This window comes from Mongoliitalea sp. (genome assembly GCF_054166905.1).
This window is the reverse complement of record NZ_JBSZCK010000014.1, coordinates 63,285-84,871: the sequence shown is the minus strand read 5'-3', so window position 1 is coordinate 84,871 and position 21,587 is coordinate 63,285. Positions and strand designations below refer to the sequence as shown.

15 protein-coding genes are annotated in these 21,587 nt (G+C 39.0%); 10 read left to right on the top strand and 5 right to left on the bottom strand.

Annotated elements, in window-relative coordinates; all coding sequences use genetic code 11:
* Positions 1–423, bottom strand: a complete 423-nt coding sequence (locus ACXIUD_RS04320) for a hotdog fold thioesterase (protein ID WP_458051388.1) — start codon at positions 421–423, stop codon at positions 1–3.
* Between the two features lie 53 nt (positions 424–476).
* On the opposite strand from ACXIUD_RS04320, the gene ACXIUD_RS04315 reads away from it, so the two are divergent.
* Entirely contained in the window at positions 477–1,094 is a 618-nt protein-coding gene (locus ACXIUD_RS04315; RefSeq protein ID WP_458051387.1) for a histidine phosphatase family protein, read from the top strand.
* Here ACXIUD_RS04315 and ACXIUD_RS04310 read toward each other — a convergent pair.
* The 3 genes from ACXIUD_RS04310 to ACXIUD_RS04300 form a co-directional block, all read right to left on the bottom strand.
* Complete coding sequence (locus ACXIUD_RS04310; RefSeq protein ID WP_458051386.1) at positions 1,084–1,506, bottom strand: hypothetical protein; 423 nt, start codon at positions 1,504–1,506, stop codon at positions 1,084–1,086. The genes ACXIUD_RS04315 and ACXIUD_RS04310 overlap by 11 nt on opposite strands.
* Positions 1,507–1,590: 84 nt before the next feature.
* Entirely contained in the window at positions 1,591–2,361 is a 771-nt protein-coding gene (locus ACXIUD_RS04305) for a zinc ribbon domain-containing protein (RefSeq protein ID WP_458051385.1), read from the bottom strand.
* 3 nt (positions 2,362–2,364) lie between these two features.
* Complete coding sequence (locus ACXIUD_RS04300) at positions 2,365–3,465, bottom strand: Nif3-like dinuclear metal center hexameric protein (protein ID WP_458051531.1); 1,101 nt, start codon at positions 3,463–3,465, stop codon at positions 2,365–2,367.
* Between the two features lie 47 nt (positions 3,466–3,512).
* Between ACXIUD_RS04300 and lpxK the strand changes: the two genes are divergently transcribed.
* The 7 genes from lpxK to ACXIUD_RS04265 all read left to right on the top strand — a co-directional run bounded on the left by lpxK (position 3,513) and on the right by ACXIUD_RS04265 (position 14,248).
* On the top strand, positions 3,513–4,580 hold the full coding sequence (gene lpxK / locus ACXIUD_RS04295) for a tetraacyldisaccharide 4'-kinase (protein WP_458051384.1): 1,068 nt from the start codon (positions 3,513–3,515) through the stop codon (positions 4,578–4,580).
* Positions 4,564–6,528, top strand: a complete 1,965-nt coding sequence (locus ACXIUD_RS04290; protein WP_458051383.1) for a putative porin — start codon at positions 4,564–4,566, stop codon at positions 6,526–6,528. The genes lpxK and ACXIUD_RS04290 overlap by 17 nt, the downstream gene beginning before the upstream one ends.
* A 3-nt stretch (positions 6,529–6,531) precedes the next feature.
* Positions 6,532–7,143: a tRNA isopentenyl-2-thiomethyl-A-37 hydroxylase MiaE gene (gene miaE / locus ACXIUD_RS04285; RefSeq protein WP_458051382.1), complete on the top strand. Its 612-nt coding sequence runs from the start codon at positions 6,532–6,534 to the stop codon at positions 7,141–7,143.
* A 112-nt stretch (positions 7,144–7,255) separates the two neighbouring features.
* Positions 7,256–8,500: an ABC transporter permease gene (locus tag ACXIUD_RS04280; protein ID WP_458051381.1), complete on the top strand. Its 1,245-nt coding sequence runs from the start codon at positions 7,256–7,258 to the stop codon at positions 8,498–8,500.
* A gap of 1 nt (position 8,501) precedes the next feature.
* Positions 8,502–10,190 (top strand): GMC oxidoreductase, encoded by a 1,689-nt coding sequence (locus ACXIUD_RS04275; RefSeq protein ID WP_458051380.1) that lies wholly within the window; start codon positions 8,502–8,504, stop codon positions 10,188–10,190.
* 106 nt (positions 10,191–10,296) lie between these two features.
* Positions 10,297–12,345 (top strand): DUF3857 domain-containing protein, encoded by a 2,049-nt coding sequence (locus ACXIUD_RS04270; protein ID WP_458051379.1) that lies wholly within the window; start codon positions 10,297–10,299, stop codon positions 12,343–12,345.
* Positions 12,335–14,248 carry a DUF3857 domain-containing protein gene (locus ACXIUD_RS04265; protein ID WP_458051378.1) on the top strand — a complete coding sequence of 638 codons (1,914 nt, stop codon included), beginning with the start codon at positions 12,335–12,337 and terminating at the stop codon, positions 14,246–14,248. The genes ACXIUD_RS04270 and ACXIUD_RS04265 overlap by 11 nt, the downstream gene beginning before the upstream one ends.
* 13 nt (positions 14,249–14,261) lie before the next feature.
* On the opposite strand, the gene mtaB is transcribed toward ACXIUD_RS04265, so the two are convergent.
* Positions 14,262–15,584: a tRNA (N(6)-L-threonylcarbamoyladenosine(37)-C(2))-methylthiotransferase MtaB gene (mtaB, locus tag ACXIUD_RS04260; RefSeq protein ID WP_458051377.1), complete on the bottom strand. Its 1,323-nt coding sequence runs from the start codon at positions 15,582–15,584 to the stop codon at positions 14,262–14,264.
* A 232-nt stretch (positions 15,585–15,816) separates the two neighbouring features.
* Here mtaB and ACXIUD_RS04255 point away from each other — a divergent pair, with 232 nt between their 5' ends.
* Together ACXIUD_RS04255 and ACXIUD_RS04250 are read left to right on the top strand one after the other, a co-directional pair.
* On the top strand, positions 15,817–17,979 hold the full coding sequence (locus ACXIUD_RS04255; RefSeq protein ID WP_458051376.1) for a glutamine synthetase III family protein: 2,163 nt from the start codon (positions 15,817–15,819) through the stop codon (positions 17,977–17,979).
* Between the two features lie 478 nt (positions 17,980–18,457).
* On the top strand, positions 18,458–21,586 hold the full coding sequence (locus ACXIUD_RS04250; RefSeq protein WP_458051375.1) for a SusC/RagA family TonB-linked outer membrane protein: 3,129 nt from the start codon (positions 18,458–18,460) through the stop codon (positions 21,584–21,586).
* Position 21,587 lies beyond the last annotated feature (1 nt).

The following is a 21,587-nucleotide window of genomic DNA, read 5'->3' as shown; positions in this document are numbered from 1 at the left end:
TTATTTCTTTTCCATGACAGCCATCGTGATTCTGCTGATGCAGCTCAAATCTCCCGAGGCTGTATAAATTTTAATTTCCCAGATCTGTGTTTTCTTACCCAAATGAATAGGTTTGGTGATACCCTTCACATGTCCATCTCTTACGGATTTTATGTGGTTAGCGTTTATTTCCAGACCTACACAATAATGGGTTTGTGGATTCACCGTCAAGGTCGCAGCGACACTTCCCAAGGTTTCGGCCAATACCACATTAGCACCTCCATGTAACAGTCCTAAAGGCTGTTTGGTTCGCTCAGTCACGGGCATAGTAGCTTCCAAATAATCCTCTCCAATTGCTGTAAACTGAATATCTAAGAAATCTGTCATGGTATTTTTTCCCCAACTATTGAGGGTTTCTAGTGCAATGTTCGGGGGAAATATCATGTATTCTCAGTTAAAACTCTTTTCTTTGGGAATTCAAACAAAAATAAAGAATCTTGCCGAGCAAAAAAATTTACTTAGTCCGACATGGGCAAACAGATTATAATTTAAAGGGAGTGGTGCAGGGAAGTGGGATAGATGCATCCTTAAATGAAACAGGTTTTACTCAGGCAAAGGCTTTTTTTGAGCATTATAAAGATGTTGCATTTGATAAAGTTTATTACACCGGTCTGCAACGAACCAAGCAATCTATTCAAGGATTTTTAGATTTAGGAATTCCTTCGGAATCTATTCCGGATTTGAATGAAATCTCTTGGGGAAAATATGAAGGTGTTCCCATGACTCCTTCAGAGAATCAATATTATCATTACATGCTACATCGATGGTCGATTGGTGATTTGAATTATGCGATTGATGGAGGAGAAAGCCCCATTCAAGTAGCAGAACGCTTGCAGCGCGGGATGGATTATATTTTATCACAGCCGGGAGAAACGCTTTTGATTTGTATGCATGGAAGAGCCATTCGTATTTTAATGGCTGTACTTTTGAGACTTGATTTAAGGTATATGGACGTATTTCAACATCAAAATCTAGGATTATACCTACTACATAGATATGAAAGTGGAAATTATGTAGTTGAAAAATATAATTCAGGAGCTCATTTTAAGGTGTAGCCACAGCTTTTGCTGTTTTTCCGTTTTTCTTGGTTTTGTTGAGTTTCTCTTCCAAACTCGCATACATAGCATTAAAAATCGCTCGATTTTCATCCATGTCGATAATTTGGAAAGCTATTTCATCTAAAGGTGTAATTTTAGAAGCGTTTACTCGAATAAAAAAATCACCTAATTGGCGTTTATCTATATTGCCGAAAGGTACTTTGACCAAAATTGCTGCATCAGAATTGCCTGCATAAGACTTTGTTCTGAAAATATTCATCAAACTTAGTTCGATGTATGCCGTACTGGTTTTGTTTTCTTTAAGTTCAGCCTTATCAAAAAGTATTAAAAATGTCTTCTCCCCCGGATCATTCGCAAATGCCCGAGTCATCATTAATAGACAAATTATGGAGAGTGTAATCCTTTTCATGATAGAAACTTATGAAAGTTTAACGAGCTTTCCAAAAAACTGTTTCCACAAAAAAATAAAACCCGGATTTTCCGGGTTTTAGTATTAAGCTCTGCTGCTTCTTTTTTTCTTGGTTGTTACCTCTTCTTCCACCTCATCTTCTACACCAGCGAAGATTCTACCGCAATGTTCACAAACAATCAATTTTTTCTTTTCTCTGATATCTGCTTGCCTTTGAGGAGGTACCACGTTGAAGCAACCGCCACAAGCATTTCTTTTCACCATTACTACCGCCAAACCGTTTTTCGCGTTTTGTCTGATTTTGGTGTAAGATTTCAACAATCTTTCTTCAATTTTCTTGGAAGCTTTCTCCTTGTCGTTGTTTAATTTAGCCTCTTCCGCTTCACTTTCAGCAACGATGGTATCCAATTCACCCTTCTTTCCATCCAAATCCTTCTGTCTGTCTTTCAACACTTCTTTCAAAGCTTCGACATCTGTATTTTTCTGTTCAATTTTGGCTTGTGCTTCTCCGATTTTCTTTTTAGAAACCTGGATTTCCAAATCTTGAAGTTCCAATTCTTTGGTGATTGCGTCATACTCTCTGTTGTTTCTGACGTTCATCTGCTGCTCGGTGTACTTTTTGATCAACTTCTCCGATTCTTTGATGTTCTCTTTGAATCGTTTGATATCATCATCAAGCGTTTGGATGTCAGACTGGAATTTATCCAATCTTGTCTCGTATCCGGCTATTTCATCTTCTAGGTCTTGAACTTCTTCGGGTAGAGCGCCTCTAACTTTAAAAATTGAATCAAGTCTGGAATCTATTTTCTGAAGGTTTAATAAGGCTTCAAGCTTCTGTGCAACTGTACTTTCCATGTACTATATGTAAGTTATGGGATTCGTAACTACTTTTGTCAAATAGAGTGCAATATTAGTAAATTTTTGCGACAAAATGTCTGCCAATAATTCTTTTGTGTAGATTTCACTTTCATAATGTCCAATGTCACAAATAACAATCTGATTTTCAGCATCAAAGAATTCATGGTATTTTACATCAGATGTTATAAAAAATTGAGCCCCAGATTTTTTAGCTTGGGAAAGTAAGAAAATGCCAGCACCTCCGCATACAGCTATTTTGGTAACAGGTTTATCCAGGAGCTTTGTATGCTTAACTACTTTTAAGTTCATTGAATGCTTTAAGTGTGCTAAGAAGGCTTCCCCGCTCATAGGGTCAGTCAACTCACCAACCATGCCTGCGCCTACTTCCTGATGTTCATTTTCAAGGGTTTGTAAGTAATAAGCGACTTCTTCGTAAGGATGGACATTCTTGAGCGCTCCCAGTACTTGTCGCTCTATATGGGTCGGTAGTAATACTTCTATGCGTGTTTCAGGTTCTTGATGTGGCTTGCCAGGATTACCTACATATGGATTGGCTTTTTGAGAAGGTGTAAAAGTACCTGTGCCATCCAATAAAAAGCTACAGGAAGAATATTCTCCAATTTCCCCAGCTCCAGCTTCAAAGAGTGCTTGCATGACTTTGTCGCTGGCGTTTTTCGGTACGAAGGTTACCAATTTGGAAAGTAATCCTTTTTTGGGAGCTAAAACTTTGGTCTTCTCCAAGCCAAGCCGATCACAGATTTTTTTATTGACTCCATGCGCAACATGATCCAGATTGGTATGGATCGCATAAATTGCAATATCATGCTTAATCGCTAGAATCACAGTCCTCTCCACGTAATTTCTTCCAGTAAAACTCTTGAGTCCTTTGAATACGATGGGGTGATGTGCGACGATCAAATTGCATCCATATTCAATAGCTTCTTGGACCACTTCCTCTGTGGCGTCTAAGGTACATAGGATTCCCTTCACAGCAGCCTGAGAGTTACCTGTAATCAACTGTGCATTGTCATAAGATTCCTGATAAGCAGGAGGAGCAATTTGCTCTAAATAAGAAACAACTTCCCGAATCGTATATGCCATATATTTTCCTTTACTTTGTTTCATTCAAAAGTACTTAAATTTCCCTAATGCCCACATATAATCCTTTATTCTATCTATTGTCCAAGGTGTATGATAAGGCCACCGCTTACCGAAATCATCGTTTTGATTCAGGGAAAAAGAAGATGATTTCCTTTGCTGTGCCAAGTATTGCAGTCGGAAACTTGAGTTGGGGAGGTACGGGTAAAACTCCCATGATCGAGTTTCTGATTCGCATGTTTCAGAAACAGTATCAATTGGCAGTATTAAGTAGGGGATATGGAAGAAAAACAAGCGGGTTTATATTGGCAAATGATTCTTCTGATGCCAAGCAAATTGGAGATGAACCATTTCAGATTTATACCAAGTTTGGCAAGGTTGTAAGTGTAGCAGTAGGGGAACAGCGGGTCATGGCTATTCCAGAATTGATTGCTTTAAGGCCTGATACGAATATCATTTTATTGGATGACGCTTTCCAACATCGTTATGTAAAAGCGGATGGATATGTGCTGCTTACAACCTATCAAAAACCATTTTTTGAAGATCATGTGATTCCTCTGGGGACTTTGCGTGAAAATAGATTTGGTGCTAAAAGAGCAGATTTAGTAGTAGTGACCAAATGTCCCAGGAATCTATCTAGGGATGAAAAATATCGCTTTCAGCATGAAATCCATAAGTATACAAGCAGTCAACATACGCCTGTGTTGTTTAGCAGTCTGCAATATGGAGAGCCTTATCCAGTTTCAAAAGCAGCTAAAACATGGACTGGTAAGGTGTTGTTGGTGTCAGGAATCGCAGATGATACCGTGCTGAAAAAAGAAGTGGAGAATCGCTATACCTTAGAGGAAGTGGTGACGTTTGGAGATCATCACCGGTATTCTAAATCAGATCTCCAAATGCTTGCTGAAAAGTTGAAGAAAAACCCTGATTGGGTTCTTTTGACCACGGAAAAGGATGTGACTAAACTTAATGTGCAGGCATTTAGTGAATTTTTGGAAGAAATTCCGATTTTTGCCATGCCAATGATGATGACTTTCGATGCAACTGATCAGCATTTGCTGCAGGAGCACCTGTTAAAGCTGTTGGAGGATAAATTAACGGATGGAGAAGCAAATTAAGTACGTATTTTTCTTATTAAGCTGTATGATGCTTGTGTCAATTGCACAGGCACAGCGCCCGCTTCCCGGACAAAATCAAGGATTTCCTCCCAATCAAGGTCAAAATAGAGAGCAGCAAGGAAATCCTGACCAAGAGCGAGGAGATCAAACCGGTAGAAAGAAATTGATCGATGACTCTACCAAGATGGTCTATGGGCCTAAAACAACCCTATATTTTTTAGAAAAAGATATCAAACGTAATCGGATGAAAAAATACGAGGTGGATACCTTGTTAGATAATTTTCATTATTACGAGCCTAATGCGAATAGTGGCTGGAAGTTCCAAGACTTGGGAAATGTTGGAAGTGCAGCTAAACCTTTGTTTTATCAAGCACCGGTCATGATCGGGACGACAAGTGGATTTCATGCTTACGATCTGTATTATAACTCTACGGATAGCATGAAGTATTACGATACGAAGTCACCCTACACATCGATGAATGCCTTTTATGGTGGAGGAAATAGAAATTTATTGGATATCGTTTTTGCCAGAAATGTTAACCCACGATGGAATGTTGGTTTCAACTTCCATACCATCCGTGCCAGAAAAACGCTGAACCCCAACCGAAGGGATGATAACTTGGCAGAGCAAAATGCTTATTCTATGCATACCTCGTACAAGTCTGAGAATGATAGGTATTTATTGTTGGCTAGTTTTTCCCGAATGCTCCACAAAGTCAATGAACAGGGCGGAATTATATCTCCTACTATTGATGAAAATTCCTTACTGTTCGCATATGAGGATGCAAAAGTCTGGTTACGAAATTCCCGGGCTTCGGATTTAAGACAGGATATACATCTTTATCAAGAGTATGAACTAGTCAAAGGATGGCAGTTGTATCATGTGATCGATCGGAGAAATCAAGAAGTTACCTTTAGGACTAATTTGAATTCTCCAGACTCAGCCTTTTTTAATCGTTTCAACCCTGAACGCTTCAATAATGTAGATAGTACCTTTAATAACAATCAGTTTTTAGAGTGGAGAAATGAAGTTGGATTCAAAGGTGATTTAGGTCCTATTTATTACAATGCCTTTTTGAAATACCGTACCGGTAGAATGAGAAGTCCTTTTTTTGTGGCAGATAATGGATTCACGGAAGTTTCTGTAGGAGGTGCCTTAAGAGGAGATATCACAGAACAGTGGAGATTTGAGGCAGAGGGTGAGTATTTATTTCCAGATGCATTTAGAATCAAAGGATTGTTTGTGTCTCCTTGGTTAGAGGCTTCTTACACAAAAGCACTCTATAGACCCACCTCTTTTCAGCAGCTTGCTCGGGGTAATCATCATCGTTGGAGCAATCGCTTTTCTAATACAGGCTTAGATCAGATTCAAGGCATGTTGAAAATTGATGGACGTTATTTTACGATTCGTCCAAACTTGACATTGAATAGAATTAATAATTACGTCTTCTTCAACCAAGAACAGCAAGCTACCCAATCCAATGCTGAGGTATTTATGGTGATTCCTGGTATCCGCTCCTCGGTCAATCTCCGAAAAAAACTCTTCTGGGAATCTGAAGTTTACTACACCTTGTTAGAAGGTGAGGGAGCAAATAATTTCCGTATTCCATCTTGGTTTATCAATTCTAGGGTGTACTATGAATCCCCTATGTTTAATGATAACTTGTATGTGCAAATTGGGGTTGATGGTCGATTTAGGGATGATTTTTTTGCTGATAACTATAACCCCGCCATGCAACAGTTTTTCTTGCAGGATGAATTCAATGTGTTTGCATATCCTATTGTAGATTTTTTTATCAATGCCCGAATTAACCGTACTCGCATCTTATTTCGATTCAATCATTTAAATATCAATACCCTGCAGCAGCCGGGATATTTCGTAACACCGTATTATACAGGTCTTCGTAGGGTATTTGATATTGGAATTAGCTGGCCTTTATTTGATTAGATTATGAGTTGGGAAGAAAGTACACGACAGAAGATGTTGCATCTTAAGTTGCCTACAGATCCGCGTTGGGTAAATATTGCAGAAATGAATATTGAGGATATTTTGGTGGACCATGCATACTGCGAGCAAAAAGCGGCATCTTCTTGTATATCGTTAATTGTAAATTTTTTCGATTTTCCAGAATTGGTGGATGTGTTGACGCCTGTTGTAGCTGAGGAATGGGGGCATTTTGAACGCGTTTTGGAGCATTTAAAAAAGCGTGGAATGGAATTGGGCAAGCCGAGAAAAGATGATTATGTGGTGCAGCTCTCTCAGTTTGTGAAAAAAGGAGGCAGTCGGCAGCAGCAATTGACAGAGTATCTCTTGATGAACGCCTTAATCGAAGCAAGAAGCTGTGAGCGTTTCAAGCTGTTATATCAGCATATACGAGACGAGGAATTGAAGAAATTTTACTATGAACTGATGATCTCCGAGGCTGGGCATTATGTAAATTTCATTGAGTTGGCCCGAGAGATTTATGATACAGCTAAAGTCAATACTCGATGGCAGGAATGGCTGGACTTTGAGGCCAAGGTTATCCGAAATCTAGAGATTCGCGGGGATCGTATGCATTGATGGACTGATTTGTTCTTTTTGGATAAATTCTACGTATAGTTTCATGTTTATTCCTTAATATTAAGGTCTGTATTGAAAGAAATTTTTAATTCTGTTCAAACCCGAACATTCTATGAATTTGGTCGAAAATATTAAGGAAGCCCTCAGGTCTGTAAAATCTAATTTGCTTAGAACCATTCTGACGGGAACTATTATTGCTATCGGTATTACTGCGTTGGTGGGGATGCTTACGGCTATCGACGGCATCAAAGCCCAAATCGAAGATAGTTTCTCAGGTCTTGGTGCTAGTAATTTTGATATTAGATCCAAAGGTTTTTCCGGTGGATCTTCTGTACAGGAAGGGAAAGTTCAAAAATCATTTCCCTTGGTCAAGTATCGTGAATTAAAGTCTTTTCAAAGTGATTTTAATAACACTGCGCCTTCCACCATATTCACAACTGTTTCAGGGGCAGCAGAAGTAAAGAGAGGTTCTAAAAAAACTAATCCTAATGTCCGAGTAACAGCTGTAGATGATTTGTACTTTAAAATCAAAGCTTTAAAGATTGAAACGGGTAGAAATTTCTCTGCGACTGAATTGCAGTACGGAAATAATGTATGTGTGATTGGTCAGGATGTGATTGAAACCTTGTTCGATAAAAACGAGGATGCGTTAAATCAGACTATTACAGTATTTGGCAATCGATACACTATTATAGGGATTCTAGAGAAGCAAGGGAGTGTAGGCGGAGGACCGGGTGCTGATAGAGCTGTTTTTATTCCGATAGAAAACGGCGTACGCTTGGATCGGAGAGGTGCCTTTCGATATACTTTGACAGTAAGTGGATCAGATCCCTTGCGATTGGATTATGAAATGGGGCAGGCCACAGGTTTGATGCGTAAAGTACGACAGGACCGTGTGGGAGAAGAAGATTCTTTTGAAATTGCCAAAAGTAGATCTGTAGGTGAAACCTTGGAAGAAGTGGCTGGATATCTAAGAATTGGAGGTTTTGGAATTGGTTTCATTACACTATTAGGAGCGGCTATAGGTCTGATGAATATAATGATGGTTTCAGTGACAGAACGTACCCGAGAAATTGGAATAAGGAAAGCTTTGGGCGCAACACCGCTTCGAATTCGGCAGCAGTTTTTGATAGAGGCCATCGTGATTTGTATACTAGGGGGTATCCTTGGTGTGATTTTGGGTATTGGAATTGGTAATCTAGTTGCCAATGCGATAGGTCCGGGAGGTTTTTTGATTCCATGGACCTGGATTATTGTCGCTTTCTTGATCTGTATTTTTGTAGGATTGGCATCCGGGTATTTCCCTGCTAGAAAGGCCAGCCGACTGGATCCTATTGAGTCACTTAGATACGAATAAAATGGCTGAAAATACCTATGATGCAATTGTGGTAGGGTCTGGTATCAGTGGCGGTTGGGCGGCAAAGGAGTTATGTGAAAAAGGCTTGAAAACCTTAGTACTAGAACGTGGTCGAATGGTTCAGCATAAGTCGGACTATCCTACAAGTCTTGCCAGTCCTTGGGAAATGCCTCATCGGAATAAAATTACATTGGATGATAAAGAGTCTAACCCCATAGTCAATCGATGTTATGCCTATGCGGAAGATACGAAGCACTTTTTTGTTAAAGACCAAGAGCATCCTTATCAGCAAGAAAAACCATTTGATTGGATTCGGGGGTATCAAGTTGGTGGAAAATCACTCACGTGGGCGAGGCAGACACAGCGCTGGAGTAGGTATGACTTTGAAGGGCCTGCCCGTGATGGGTTTGCAGTAGATTGGCCCATTCGATATGATGATATTGCCCCTTGGTATAGTTATGTTGAGCGTTTTGTTGGGATTAGTGGGAATAGGGATGGTGTAGATACGCTTCCTGATGGAGAGTTTTTGCCTCCATGGACCATGAATTGTGTAGAGGAGGATATTCGCAAAAGAATACTCGAAAAGTATTCTGATAGAAATGTAATGATAGGCCGATGCGCTCATCTGACAAAGCCTCAAGAACATCACCTTCAAATGGGCAGAGGTCAGTGCATGGCTAGAAATCAATGCTATCGTGGATGTCCTTATGGTGCTTACTTTAGCTCCAACTCTGCGACATTGCCCGCAGCCATGGCTACGGGTAACTTGACTATTCGCCCTGACTCTGTCGTTCATTCTCTTATCTATGATGACCGATTAGAAAAGGTAACGGGGGTACGGGTAGTAGATGCTGAGACAAATGAGATAAAAGAGTATTTTGCAACAGTGATTTTTTTGAATGCAGCCTGTTTAAATACCAATTTGATTTTACTCAACAGTTTATCCAATAGATTCCCCCAGGGTCTTGGTAATGACCACGGTATATTAGGGAAATATATTGCATTCCATAATTACAGAGGAAATATCCTTGCTGATGTGCCTGGCTATGAAGATAAGTATTATTTTGGAAGAAGGCCCACAGCTGTAATGCTTCCCAATTTCCGTAATGTCCACCAGCAGGAAATGGATTTTCTCAGAGGCTACATGACCTTCTATACTGCTGGCAGAGGTGGGTGGGGAGGTGTAAGGGATGCGCCTTTTGGTGAGCAATTTAAAGAACTCAATTCAGAGCCAGGTCCTTGGCATGTGTATATGATGATGCAGGGGGAAACCATTCCAAAGGAGGCCAATCATGTGCGCCTGAGCAAGGATTTGGTGGATCCATGGGGTATTCCTCAACTGGTGGTGTCTGTGGACTATGATGACAATGATGAGAAAATAGTAAAGGATTTTTTTGAACAGGGGGCGGAAATGCTGGATGCTGCCGGGTGTACCAATATCCGCGCAATAGATACCAAGCAATCACCGGGATTAGATATTCATGAAATGGGAGGAGTGCGTATGGGCCGAGACCCGAAGACCTCCATGCTCAATGGATTTAATCAAATGCATGCCTGTAAAAACGTATTTGTAACCGATGGAGCTTGTATGACTTCCACAGGCACACAAAATCCGTCCATCACTTATATGGCATTGACAGCAAGGGCCGTTAATTATGCTGTTGAGCAAATGAAAAAAGGGGAAATCTGAGTTTTTATTTTTCAAAAAAAAATTTAAATATTTCAAAAATATTAACTAATCCACTTGTTTTAGTTGGTGTGTTTTTTTAATTTGTAGACTGTTAGTTCCAGCATTTATGAAAAATTCATTTTTGAGATCCTTTGGAGGATTTCTACTCATCAGTTGCCTTACTTTTAGTCAGGTTGTTGCGCAAGCAGATTTAAAATTTGGAAAACTTCCGAATGATTTAATCACCAAAAAGCATCAGGATTCTTATCCTGATGATCCTGCGGTGATATTGCACTCGAGTTCGCATGCAGAAATCCAGTATCAGCAAAGTAATGGATTTCTAATTAAGTATAGGGTTTATAGGGTGGTGAAGATCTTGAATAAGGATGGTTTGTCACATGCGGATTTAGAAATTCCTTATTATAAATTTACAGGAAGAACTGATGGGTTGAATACCCTAAAAGGTTTTGTCCATTATGAAGAAAACGGAAAACTGGTCAAGCAGAAAATTGATAAGGAAAATATTTTTGATGAAGCAGTATCCAAAACTTATGCCATCAAAAAGGTTTCCCCACCTTCAGTCCGCGAAGGGGCAGTAGTGGAGATTTATTATGAATTGACATCAGATTTGTTCAACTATGTGAGGGAATGGTTTTTTCAGGAAGAGATTCCAACAGTTTGGAGTGAATACAGCTTTGAATATCCAGAATACTTCACTTATGCTCAGACTACTCAAGGTCATTTGAAATTTGCCAAAAACGAGCAGACTGCAGGTGCTGGTGTGGCAAGCTGGATGGAAACCGAAAGAGTGAACACAAGAGTTACCACAACCTCTCAATCTTCTTCACATCGGGTAGATTACAGTACCCGAAAGATTACGCTGGCAGTAAGGAATGCTCCAGGCTTAAAATCTGAACCTTATATTGACAATCCTTTTAGTTATGCATCAAGGGTGGACTTACAATTGAAGTCGGTTCAGTTTCCAAATACTCAACCGCAGCAAATTACAGGCTCTTGGCAGGAAGTGGCTGAGTCATTGTTAAAAGATGAGGATTTTGGAAAGCATCTAACCAAAGGAAAGTTTTCCAAAGAGTTAGCTCAGCAAATTACTGATGGCTTGGAGACTCCTGAAGAAAAAATCATCGCTGTCTACAATCACCTTACTTCAACTGTTGCTTGGGATGGTACCCGCGGCATCTATCCCAGAAAGTCCTTGGATAAGGTGTACAAAGAAGGAAAAGGCTCTGTGGCAGAAATCAATTTGCTTCAAACCTTGCTCTTGCAGGAGTTGGGATTGAATGCATATGCGGTGGTGAGTACCAGTAGAGATAAGGGGTTTTTGAACCCTTCCAACCCTGTTATGCATAAGTTGAATTATGTTATAAGTTTGGTGCAGTTAGAAGATCAAAATTTATTGGTGGATGCGACAGACGCATCATTACCTTTCGGATATTTACCTACCAGAGCAATCAACAATACAGGTTTAATAGTGGTTTCAGGCGGAGCGAAATGGACGGATTTGAAAAATTCAAAAGTTAATTCTTATGCCTCTCTTGTGAATGTCAGTATTACGGACCAAGGTCAAATTCAGGAAATTCAACGAAATTCTTTTGGTTATCAATCATCTCAGGTTCGTCGAAAAATCCAGAGTGATGGGAAAGAAAAATATATGGATGATCTTCGTACGCAAGGCAAGACTTGGACCATTAAAGATTATGCAATGGAAAATGAGTCCAATAAGGATTTACCTTTTGTTGAAAAACTCACAGTAGTAGCGGGGGAGGGAGCATCCAATCTTCAGCAATTGATTTACTTAGCCCCATTTGAGGAAGGGGTCTTGGCAGTTAATCCATTCAATCAAGAAAAAAGGGACTTTCCAATTGATTTTATTTATCCAGCCAAAAGACAATTAGTGTATACCTTAGAAATTCCGGAAGGATACGAAATAGATGAAATGCCAAAATCGCAGTTGATGAATTTTCAGGATAAAAAAATTGTGTATAGCTATCGAATCTCTCAAATAGCTGCCAATAAACTCCAAGTTATGGTGAATTATCAGCTGAATGAAACCATGTTTACTACAAAAGAATATGGAGAGCTGAAGGTTTTCTTCCAAGAAATGTCTAAGAAACAAAAAGAAATGATTGTCTTAAAAAAGACCTCCAATGCGATTTAGTGTTTCGATCTTATTTATTTTCTGTTGCATATTTTCTACAGTTGCCCAACAAGCTCAGTTGTTTGGTGTAGATCAATTGCCAGATGAATGGAAGAACGCACCGGCAATTATTCATGAGAGCACACAAGAAGTAACGGTAGATGCTTCTGGTAAATTTACCGTACGGAAGAAAATCAGTGCTACGATTTTAAAAACAGATGCTAATGCGCTGGCTGTTCTTACTGTTCCTTATACCAAAAGTATCAAAGTAAAAAGTATCACAGGAGAGGCAACTGATTTGCTTGGGAAATCGATCTATAAATTTAAAAAGTCTGATATACAGGATTACAGCAATTTCAGCTCTTTTTCGGTGTATGAGGATAACCGTGTAAAAGTATTGGATATTCAACAGCATAAGCTGCCTTATCGGGTGAGCTTTGATTATGAAGTAGAATACCCTAATTTGTATTATATTCCTTCATGGAGCCCTCAGATTTATACAAAAATACCAGTTCAAAAAGCCAGTGTCAGTTATAGTGTTCCCAGGGATAAACAGATTCGCTTTTTTTCAAAAACAATTTCCGATGACTACAAGCTCGTCAAAAATGAAGCTGACCGAGTGATTTATACCTGGGAGATGCTTGAGTTGAACCCAGTAAAAGTTGAGCCATTAAGTGCACGCAACAGTCAGAATTATTTTAGCTTATTGGTTTCTCCGGCAGATTTTGTCTATGATGGTTTCGCAGGAAATTTGAACTCATGGGAAGAAATGGGGGCATGGTTTTATGGACTGAATCAAGGCAAAAGACAACTTCCTCCCCAAACAATTGAGGATGTCAAAACACTGACTGAGGGATTACAGACTGATGCGGAAAAAATCCAAGCTTTGTACCGTTACATGCAGAATAAAACACGCTACGTAAGTATTCAGCTTGGGTTGGGTGGTTTGGTTCCCTTTGATGCTATGAATGTTGAAAAAAATGGCTTTGGCGATTGTAAAGCCTTGTCCAATTACATGGGGGCATTATTGGATGTAGTAGGTATTGAGAATTATTACACCTTGATTTATGGAGGTAATAATCCACGACAAGTCTACCCTGAATTTACAGCGGATTATTTCAATCATGTGATATTAACTGTTCCTCAAGGGGATGATGACCATTTATTTTTAGAATGTACGGATCAAAACAATCCTTTTGGGTATTTGTCTGATTTCACATCGGATAGATATGCGCTGTTGATTACACCAAGTGGAGGGAAGCTTGTTCGAACACCTAAATATGGATTTGCTGAGAATGTTCAGGTACATAAAGCATCATTTGACTTACTTGAGACAGGGGATATGAAAGGTTCCATTCAGTTATTTGCCAAAGGACTACAAGCAGAAAATAACCGATTGCTAGATATAGCGAGAGCAGGGGAGCAGGAAAAGAAAAAATGGGCTTTGACTATGTATAAATTATCTTCCATGACTGTTGATTCTTACACTTTTGATATCATCCCATCGGCAGTTCCTGAAGCTAGGTTTGAGGCAAGTATACAGTCTAAGAATTTTGGAAGTCTGACAGGTAACCGGTTGTTTTTCCAGCCCAATCAGTTCAATACCTTGAGAAGTTCACTTCCTCTTACAGATAACCGTACTACAGATTTTGAAATAGTATTGGGATTTATCGACGAAGATGAATTTGGATTTACCTTGCCAAAAGGCTACACCGTGGAGAATTTGCCAAAATCGGTAACGATGGAGACTAGTTTTGGGTATTTTAAAAATGAGTACCAACTACATGACACAGGTATAGTGGTGTATCGGAAAGTTGAGATGAGAGATGGCGTGTATGAAGGTTCTTTGTATAATGAATATGTAAACTTTCTGTCAGTCGTAGAACAGGCTGATAAAGCTAAGATTGTCTTGAAAAGGAACTGATGGAAGTTCCTTTTCAAGTATGTTTTTCATAGATTAATTCTGGTTCAATTACTTCCACATTACCATTTTCATTGATGGAAGTTAAGGTGACTGTTTTGAGTTCATTCACTAAAAGAGGATCGTACTTGGCGGCTACACGGATGTAATTTTCAGTAAATCCATGCATCTGACCATTTTCAACATCTTCTTCAAACAGCACTGTAAATGTTTTGCCTAGATTTTCTTCGTAAAATTTCCTGCGTTTTTTCTCCGAGAGGATTCGGAGCATTTTGGATCGCTCATTTCTCTTTTTCATAGGAACAATACCATCCATTTCTACCGCACGGGTATTTGCGCGTTCTGAATAAGTAAACACATGCAAATAAGAGATGTCTAATTCATTTAAGAAGTTATAGGTCTCCAAAAATAATTCATCCGTTTCTCCAGGAAAGCCGACGATTACGTCCACACCTATGCAGCAGTGAGGCATGAGTGTTTTGATTTTTGCTACTCGGTCCTCATACAGCTCCCGTAAGTACCTTCTCCCCATTCTCCTCAATATAGTATTGCTGCCCGATTGTAGTGGAATATGAAAATGTGGAACAAAGTTTTTAGAAGTAGCTACAAATTCAATGCATTCATTTGTCAATAGATTTGGCTCTATGGAAGAAATCCTGAATCGCTCAATCCCTTCGACTGTATCCAATGCCTGTATCAGATCGATGAATTTTTCTTGTCTTTTTCCTTCATGAATTCCAAAGTCACCAATATTGACTCCTGTGAGTACCACTTCTTTTACATCAGTCTGAGCGATTTCATGAGCAGATTGTAGAATATTTTGGATGCTATCACTTCGGCTTTTCCCTCTTGCTAATGGAATCGTGCAAAATGCGCATCCATAGTTACACCCATCCTGTACTTTTAAAAAAGTACGTGTACGGTCGTGCATGGAGTAGGCATTATTGAATGACTTGGCTTCTTGGATTTCGGAGGCAAGCACTTTAGTTTCTTGTTCTTTGGCAAACCCATCCAATAATTCGATTAAGCGAAATTTTTCGGCAGCTCCCAATACAGCATCCACCCCGTTGATTTCTGCAATCTCACGTGGTTTGAGTTGGGCATAGCACCCGATGATGGTCACATAAGAATCCGGAGATATCTTTTTTGCCTCTTTGACAATTTTTTTACACTTCTTGTCCGCATTTTCGGTCACCGAACAGGTGTTGATGATGAAAATATCTGGATTTTGTTCGAATTCTACCTTTTGATACCCTTTCTGCTCAAACATTCTGCTGATCGTGCTGGTCTCAGAATAGTTTAACTTACAACCCAAGGTATAGAATGCTACTTTTTTCACGGGAATTGCTTATTTACGAGGCACAAAGGTAAGGAATAAGTGAGATTTTTCAATTTTCTATTTTTTGAGCTCAAACACACTATTTTTGAGCTATTTTGGCCTCAAATCGAGTAGATTTTTTGAAAAATGTGTAAAAATTTCCAAAAATGGGTTAAAAAATTAGTCTTTTGCTTTAGAATACATATATTTTTTTAATTTTGTGGGTGTAAAATCAAACCACATATTGTAGAAAATGGCAACTTTAAGACAAAGAGCGTTATTAATTGCGCAGGGAAGACCAAAAATTCCTGTAACCCCACCGTCCACTAAGATTTCTGACTTTTATGGAAGTCATGTATTTGGAACAAAACAAATGAAGGAGTCTTTGGCACCTTCGGTGTATAAAAAAGTAGCTGAAGCGATTGATAAAGGAGCGAAAATTGATCCTGCAACTGCTGAAGAAATTGCATCTGCTGTAAAAGTATGGGCACTTTCTAAAGGTGTAACTCATTACACTCACTGGTTTCAACCGCTGACGGGTTCTACGGCAGAGAAGCATGATGCTTTTTTCGATGCACATGCCGGTATCGAGCGTTTTAAGGGCTCATCTTTGGTGCAGCAGGAGCCAGATGCTTCATCTTTTCCAAATGGAGGTATTCGATCTACTTTTGAGGCAAGAGGTTACACCGCATGGGACCCATCTTCTCCTATTTTTATCTTTGATAAGACACTTTGTATTCCGACTATCTTCGTTTCCTATACAGGAGAGGCATTGGATTATAAAACGCCTTTATTGAAGTCCATGGAGGCTGTAAGCGATGCGGCTGTACAGATATGTCAGTTATTTGATAGAAATGTCCGTAAAGTAATTCCTTCATTAGGTGTTGAACAAGAGTATTTCGTCATTGATAGAGCTTTGTTTGCAACAAGACCTGACTTGGTAATGGCTGGTAGAACCGTATTCGGTCATAATCCTGCAAGAGGTCAGCAATTGGAAGATCACTATTTTGGATCTATACCAAATCGTGTGAAGGATTTTATGATGGATTTTGAGATTGAGGCACATAAATTAGGGATTCCGGTTTCTACCCGTCACAATGAGGTGGCTCCTGGGCAGTTTGAAGTTGCTCCTGTGTTTGAAGAAATCAATAAGGCTATTGACCATAACCAATTGTTGATGGATTTAATGGAGAAAGTTGCTGAAAAGCATAGCCTGAAAGTATTATTCCATGAGAAGCCATTTGCAGGCGTTAACGGTTCGGGTAAACATAACAACTGGTCCTTGATAACCGATACGGGTATCAACTTATTTCAGCCGAGTAGTTCAGCACGTGAAAACCTACAGTTTTTAACCTTTGTGGTAGCTACGGTTAAAGCTGTTTATGACAACGCAGATTTATTGAGAGCAAGTATTGCTTCTGCAAGTAATGATTTCCGTTTGGGTGCAAATGAAGCCCCTCCTGCCATCATGTCTGTATTCTTGGGTTCTACACTTACCTCTGTATTGGATGAATTGGAGAAAAATGGTAATGTAAAAATTGAAAAGGGGGATAACATGTATATGAAATTAGGGATTTCTAAAATTCCTGAAATCATCTTAGATAACACCGATAGAAACAGAACTTCTCCATTTGCCTTTACAGGAAACAAATTTGAGTTCCGTGCAGTAGGTTCCAGCGCTAACTCAGCAGGTCCAATGACTGTACTGAATGTGATTGTTTCTGAAGTGCTTAAAGGGATGGCCAAAGACATCGAGAAAGAAATGGCAGCTGGAAAAGAAAAGAAGATTGCTATTGTTAATGTCTTGAGAAAATACATCAAGGATAGTAAGAAAATTCGTTTCGAAGGCGATGGCTACTCGGAAGAGTGGGCGCAAGAAGCAGAAAAAAGAGGTTTATCAAACTTGAAGAGTACGCCTTTTGCCTTAGATGCATATCGCGACAAAAAAGTAATTGCTTTGTTTGAAAAGCACGGGGTGTTGAATGAATTAGAAGTGCATGCCCGACATGAAATTATGCTAGAGAATTACATTAAGAAAGTGCAGATTGAATCCCGAGTGATGGGAGATTTGGCATTGAATCATGTGATTCCGACAGCGATTCAGTATCAAAACAAATTGATTGAAAATGCAACAGGTTTAAAAAATTTGGGCTTGGAAAATAAAGCTGCAATTGAAACCATCAATCAGATTACAGGTTATTTAGAATCGTTGAAGCAAAATGTCAATGAAATGATTGATGCGAGACGTCGTTTGAATAAAGAGGACGATATTGTAGTAAGAGCTAAAGGTTATTGTACAGATGTAAAAGAAGCTTACTTTGACAAGATCCGATATGCTGCCGATAAGTTGGAGTTGATCGTAGATGATGAATTCTGGCCTTTGGTGAAGTATAGAGAAATGCTGTTTATTAAGTAATACATAGAATGTAAGGAATCTAAGCCTGATCTCTTTGAGGTCAGGCTTTTTTTATGGTCAATAGTTGATTAATCAGGTTTTTTAATAAATGCAACTAAGTACAAGTATCTTTCACTAAAAAATTAAAAAGTTGGTCTTTTAGAGTATTTTTGAATAAAAATATTTTGTAAAAGAATTCATTTGAATTAATAATTTATAAAAGATTGGCCACTTATTTAAAAAAAAATTATAAAAAGTTTTTGTAACAGGTTTTTTTTGATACATTTACAAGTATTAAATTATGAATAAGTCTAAATCATTGATGGTTTAATGGTTCTTTTTCCACTTTCGTGAAATTAGATTTTAAAATAAGCTTGGAAATTGTGTTTTATGAAAAACAACCTTGTTTTTGAAAAAAATAATAAAAGTCCCACAAAGAGTTTTCCCGCAAATAATTGACCTAACCCAAAATAAATATGATTAACCTTAATTAAATCCTATGAACAGAGCAGTACTATTAATGATTTCACTGGTCTTAAGTTTACTAATAGTTTTAGATTCTTATGCCCAGACAAGAGTGCTTACAGGTAAGATAGTTGATCCTACAGGTGAGCCTATTCCAGGCGTCAATGTCTTGGATAAGCAATCAAACTCAGGTACTACCACCGATTTGGATGGTAAGTACTCAATTCCAGTTACAAATAGCTCAGTGCTGGTATTTTCATTTATCGGTTTTAAAGCCCAAGAAGTATTAGTTGGTAACCGTTCGCAACTTGACTTGACTTTACAGGATGATACAGCTGATTTGACAGAAGTAGTAGTCACTTCTTTTGGGATGGAGAAAGACAAAAAGGCATTAGGTTATTCAGTGACCCAAGTAGGAGGTGATAAATTCACGGAGTCTAGAGCCATCAATTTGGGTAATGCCCTAACAGGTAAAATTGCAGGAGTGAATGTTTCTCCTCCGGCTTCTGGTGCCGCAGGTTCTACTCGTGTAGTTATTCGTGGAGGGTCGTCTTTAACCGGTAATGATCAGCCACTCTATGTGGTTAACGGAATGCCAATAGAGACAGGTAATCTTGGAAGTGCCGGGATGTGGGGAGGTAATGATGGCGGAGATGGTTTGGCTTCTATTAACCCTGATGATATTGAGAGTATCTCAGTTTTGAAGGGGAATGCTGCCGCTGCTTTATATGGTGCTAGAGCTGCAAATGGTGTGATCATGATTACTACTAAATCAGGTAAAGCAAGAAAAGGTATTGGAGTTTCCTTAAATAGTAATATCACATTTGATAGAGCATGGGATTTAACAGACTATCAGCGTGAGTTTGGTCCAGGTAGGGATGGTCTTAGGCCATTAACCGCTGATGAGGCGATAGAAATTGGTCAAGGACATTGGGGGCCTAGATATGATGGTGTTCCTTCTATACAGTTTGATGGGGTGTCTAGACCTTACTCACATACAGGAGAGGGGATTAATGATTTCTATAGGACTGGAATGACTATCAATAATTCTGTAGCGCTTAGTGGTGGAAATGAAAAGGCAACCTATCGTTTTGCTTATTCAGACTTGCATAATGAGGATATCATGCCAAATGCTGGATTTAAAAGAAGGGTTTTAAATGTAAATATTAATAGTAAACTAGGAGAGAAGTTGACCTTAGATTTCAGTGGTCAATACTCCAATCAAGATGCTCAAAATAGACCAAGATTGTCAGATTCTCCGGGGAATGCAAATTTCTCAGTTTTCAACAGACCTGGCAATGTACCATTTTCTGCTTTAAGAGGTCCTGGGGATAAGTTGGGGGCAAATGAGGATTTACTTGAGTTAAGATATCAGCAAAACGTTTTCCAAACCAATCCTTATTGGGCAGCACATCAGTTTTCAAGATCAGACGTTACTGATAGGGTTCTTGGTCAGGTTACATTAAAATATGATATTACTGATTGGTTATATATCATGGGTAGAGCGGGTACAGACTATCAAGCGAGAACCGATAATGCCTACGAACCTTGGGGTACTGCTTACAGACCTAGAGGAAGTTATAATTTAACAAAATTGACTTTAAGAGAAGATAATTTAGATCTGTTTATTGGTGGACAGAAAGATTTTGGAGATTTTTCGGTGGATGCTATGGTGGGCGCTAATAGAATGAGAAGGTCAAGTGAGGCATTGAGTGGTGGAGGGAATGATTTAGTCGTTCCATTCTTTCACAGTGTTCGAAATGTCGCTGAACCAGTAGTCGGATACAACTTCTCTGAATGGGGTATCAATTCTATATTTGGTTCAGCAAATTTTGGATACAAAAACTTCTTGTTCCTAAACCTAACAGCTCGTCAAGATCAATTTTCTACCTTAGCTCCAGATAATAGTAAATTATTTTACCCTTCTGTAGGAACAAGTTTTGTATTGAGTGATGTAATTGAAATGCCAAAAGCTATCACTTTTACAAAATTAAGAGCTTCTTGGGGACAAACAGGGGGTGGAGCTCCAATGCCTTATGCTTTGAATCTCAATTATGGATTAGTGGGCGCTGGTCACTTGGGTGGTAGTCTTGGACAAATCAATAATGGGTCAATTCCGAATAATGCACTTCAACCATATTTATCCACAGAGTATGAAATTGGCGGTGATTTCAGATTTTTAGATAATCGAATTGGTTTAGATTTTGCCTATTATAATAGAAATACCACCAATGATATTTTGGCAACTGGGATCTCTGCAACCTCTGGTTTCAATTCCACAATTGTTAATATAGGAGAGTTGAGAAATCGTGGTGTTGAATTATTATTGAACATCACAGCCATAAGGAATAAAGATTTTCAGTGGGATTTCTCATTCAATTATGCGAATAATCAGAGTATGGTGCTCAGCTTAGGCAATGACGCTGAAGGCGACCCAATAGAATTTATCAACCTTGATGAATCTCGATTAAGAAGAGAAAGAATTCGTCACATCGTAGGTCAGCCACTTGGAATGATTGCTGGATTTAAGCATAAAACTATCAACGGGCAGAAAGTATATGATGATGATGGCTTACCTGTTTGGACAGATGGTTTGGAGACAATCGCAGAAGCAAGGCATCCAGTTTCTGCGGGTCTAGCTAATAACTTTTCCTATAAGGGTTTCAGGTTGATGGTTTTGCTAGACATGAGATACGGAGGTAGTTTAGTTTCGGGTACAAACTTTTTTGCTTATTCCAATGGATTGCACAAAGAAACTTTGGTTGGACGTGATGGTGGTCTGACAGTGTCTGGCGTAGATAGAAATGGTGAAGCCCGAACGTGGGAAATACCAGCTGTGACTGGTGATCCAAATAATTATTGGTTGAATAATTATTATAGTCGCTATGCGCAGGTTACTGAAAATATTGTATATGATGCGTCTTTTGTTCAGTTAAGAGAATTGTCATTTGGTTATACAATACCAAGGACGCTTTTAGCTAAAACCCCATTTGAGTCTGCTAGTATATCATTGGTCGGTAGGAATTTAGCTTTGCTTTGGTCTAATGTTCCAAATATCCATCCCGAGTCAGCATACACAGTGTCAGGTAACGCTCAGGGTTTAGAGTTCTTTGCAATGCCAGTGGCTAGAAACTTTGGTTTTAATATAAATGTGAATTTCTAAA

Coding starts and splice junctions, on each gene's coding strand:
- ACXIUD_RS04290 (WP_458051383.1), top strand. CDS start 4,564: ATGGAGAAGCAAATTAAGTACGTATTTTTCTTATTAAGCTGTATGATG.
- ACXIUD_RS04320 (WP_458051388.1), bottom strand. CDS start 423: ATGATATTTCCCCCGAACATTGCACTAGAAACCCTCAATAGTTGGGGA.
- ACXIUD_RS04300 (WP_458051531.1), bottom strand. CDS start 3,465: ATGGCATATACGATTCGGGAAGTTGTTTCTTATTTAGAGCAAATTGCT.
- ACXIUD_RS04255 (WP_458051376.1), top strand. CDS start 15,817: ATGGCAACTTTAAGACAAAGAGCGTTATTAATTGCGCAGGGAAGACCA.
- ACXIUD_RS04310 (WP_458051386.1), bottom strand. CDS start 1,506: ATGAAAAGGATTACACTCTCCATAATTTGTCTATTAATGATGACTCGG.
- miaE (WP_458051382.1), top strand. CDS start 6,532: ATGAGTTGGGAAGAAAGTACACGACAGAAGATGTTGCATCTTAAGTTG.
- ACXIUD_RS04265 (WP_458051378.1), top strand. CDS start 12,335: ATGCGATTTAGTGTTTCGATCTTATTTATTTTCTGTTGCATATTTTCT.
- ACXIUD_RS04270 (WP_458051379.1), top strand. CDS start 10,297: ATGAAAAATTCATTTTTGAGATCCTTTGGAGGATTTCTACTCATCAGT.
- ACXIUD_RS04275 (WP_458051380.1), top strand. CDS start 8,502: ATGGCTGAAAATACCTATGATGCAATTGTGGTAGGGTCTGGTATCAGT.
- ACXIUD_RS04305 (WP_458051385.1), bottom strand. CDS start 2,361: ATGGAAAGTACAGTTGCACAGAAGCTTGAAGCCTTATTAAACCTTCAG.
- lpxK (WP_458051384.1), top strand. CDS start 3,513: ATGCCCACATATAATCCTTTATTCTATCTATTGTCCAAGGTGTATGAT.
- ACXIUD_RS04250 (WP_458051375.1), top strand. CDS start 18,458: ATGAACAGAGCAGTACTATTAATGATTTCACTGGTCTTAAGTTTACTA.
- ACXIUD_RS04280 (WP_458051381.1), top strand. CDS start 7,256: ATGAATTTGGTCGAAAATATTAAGGAAGCCCTCAGGTCTGTAAAATCT.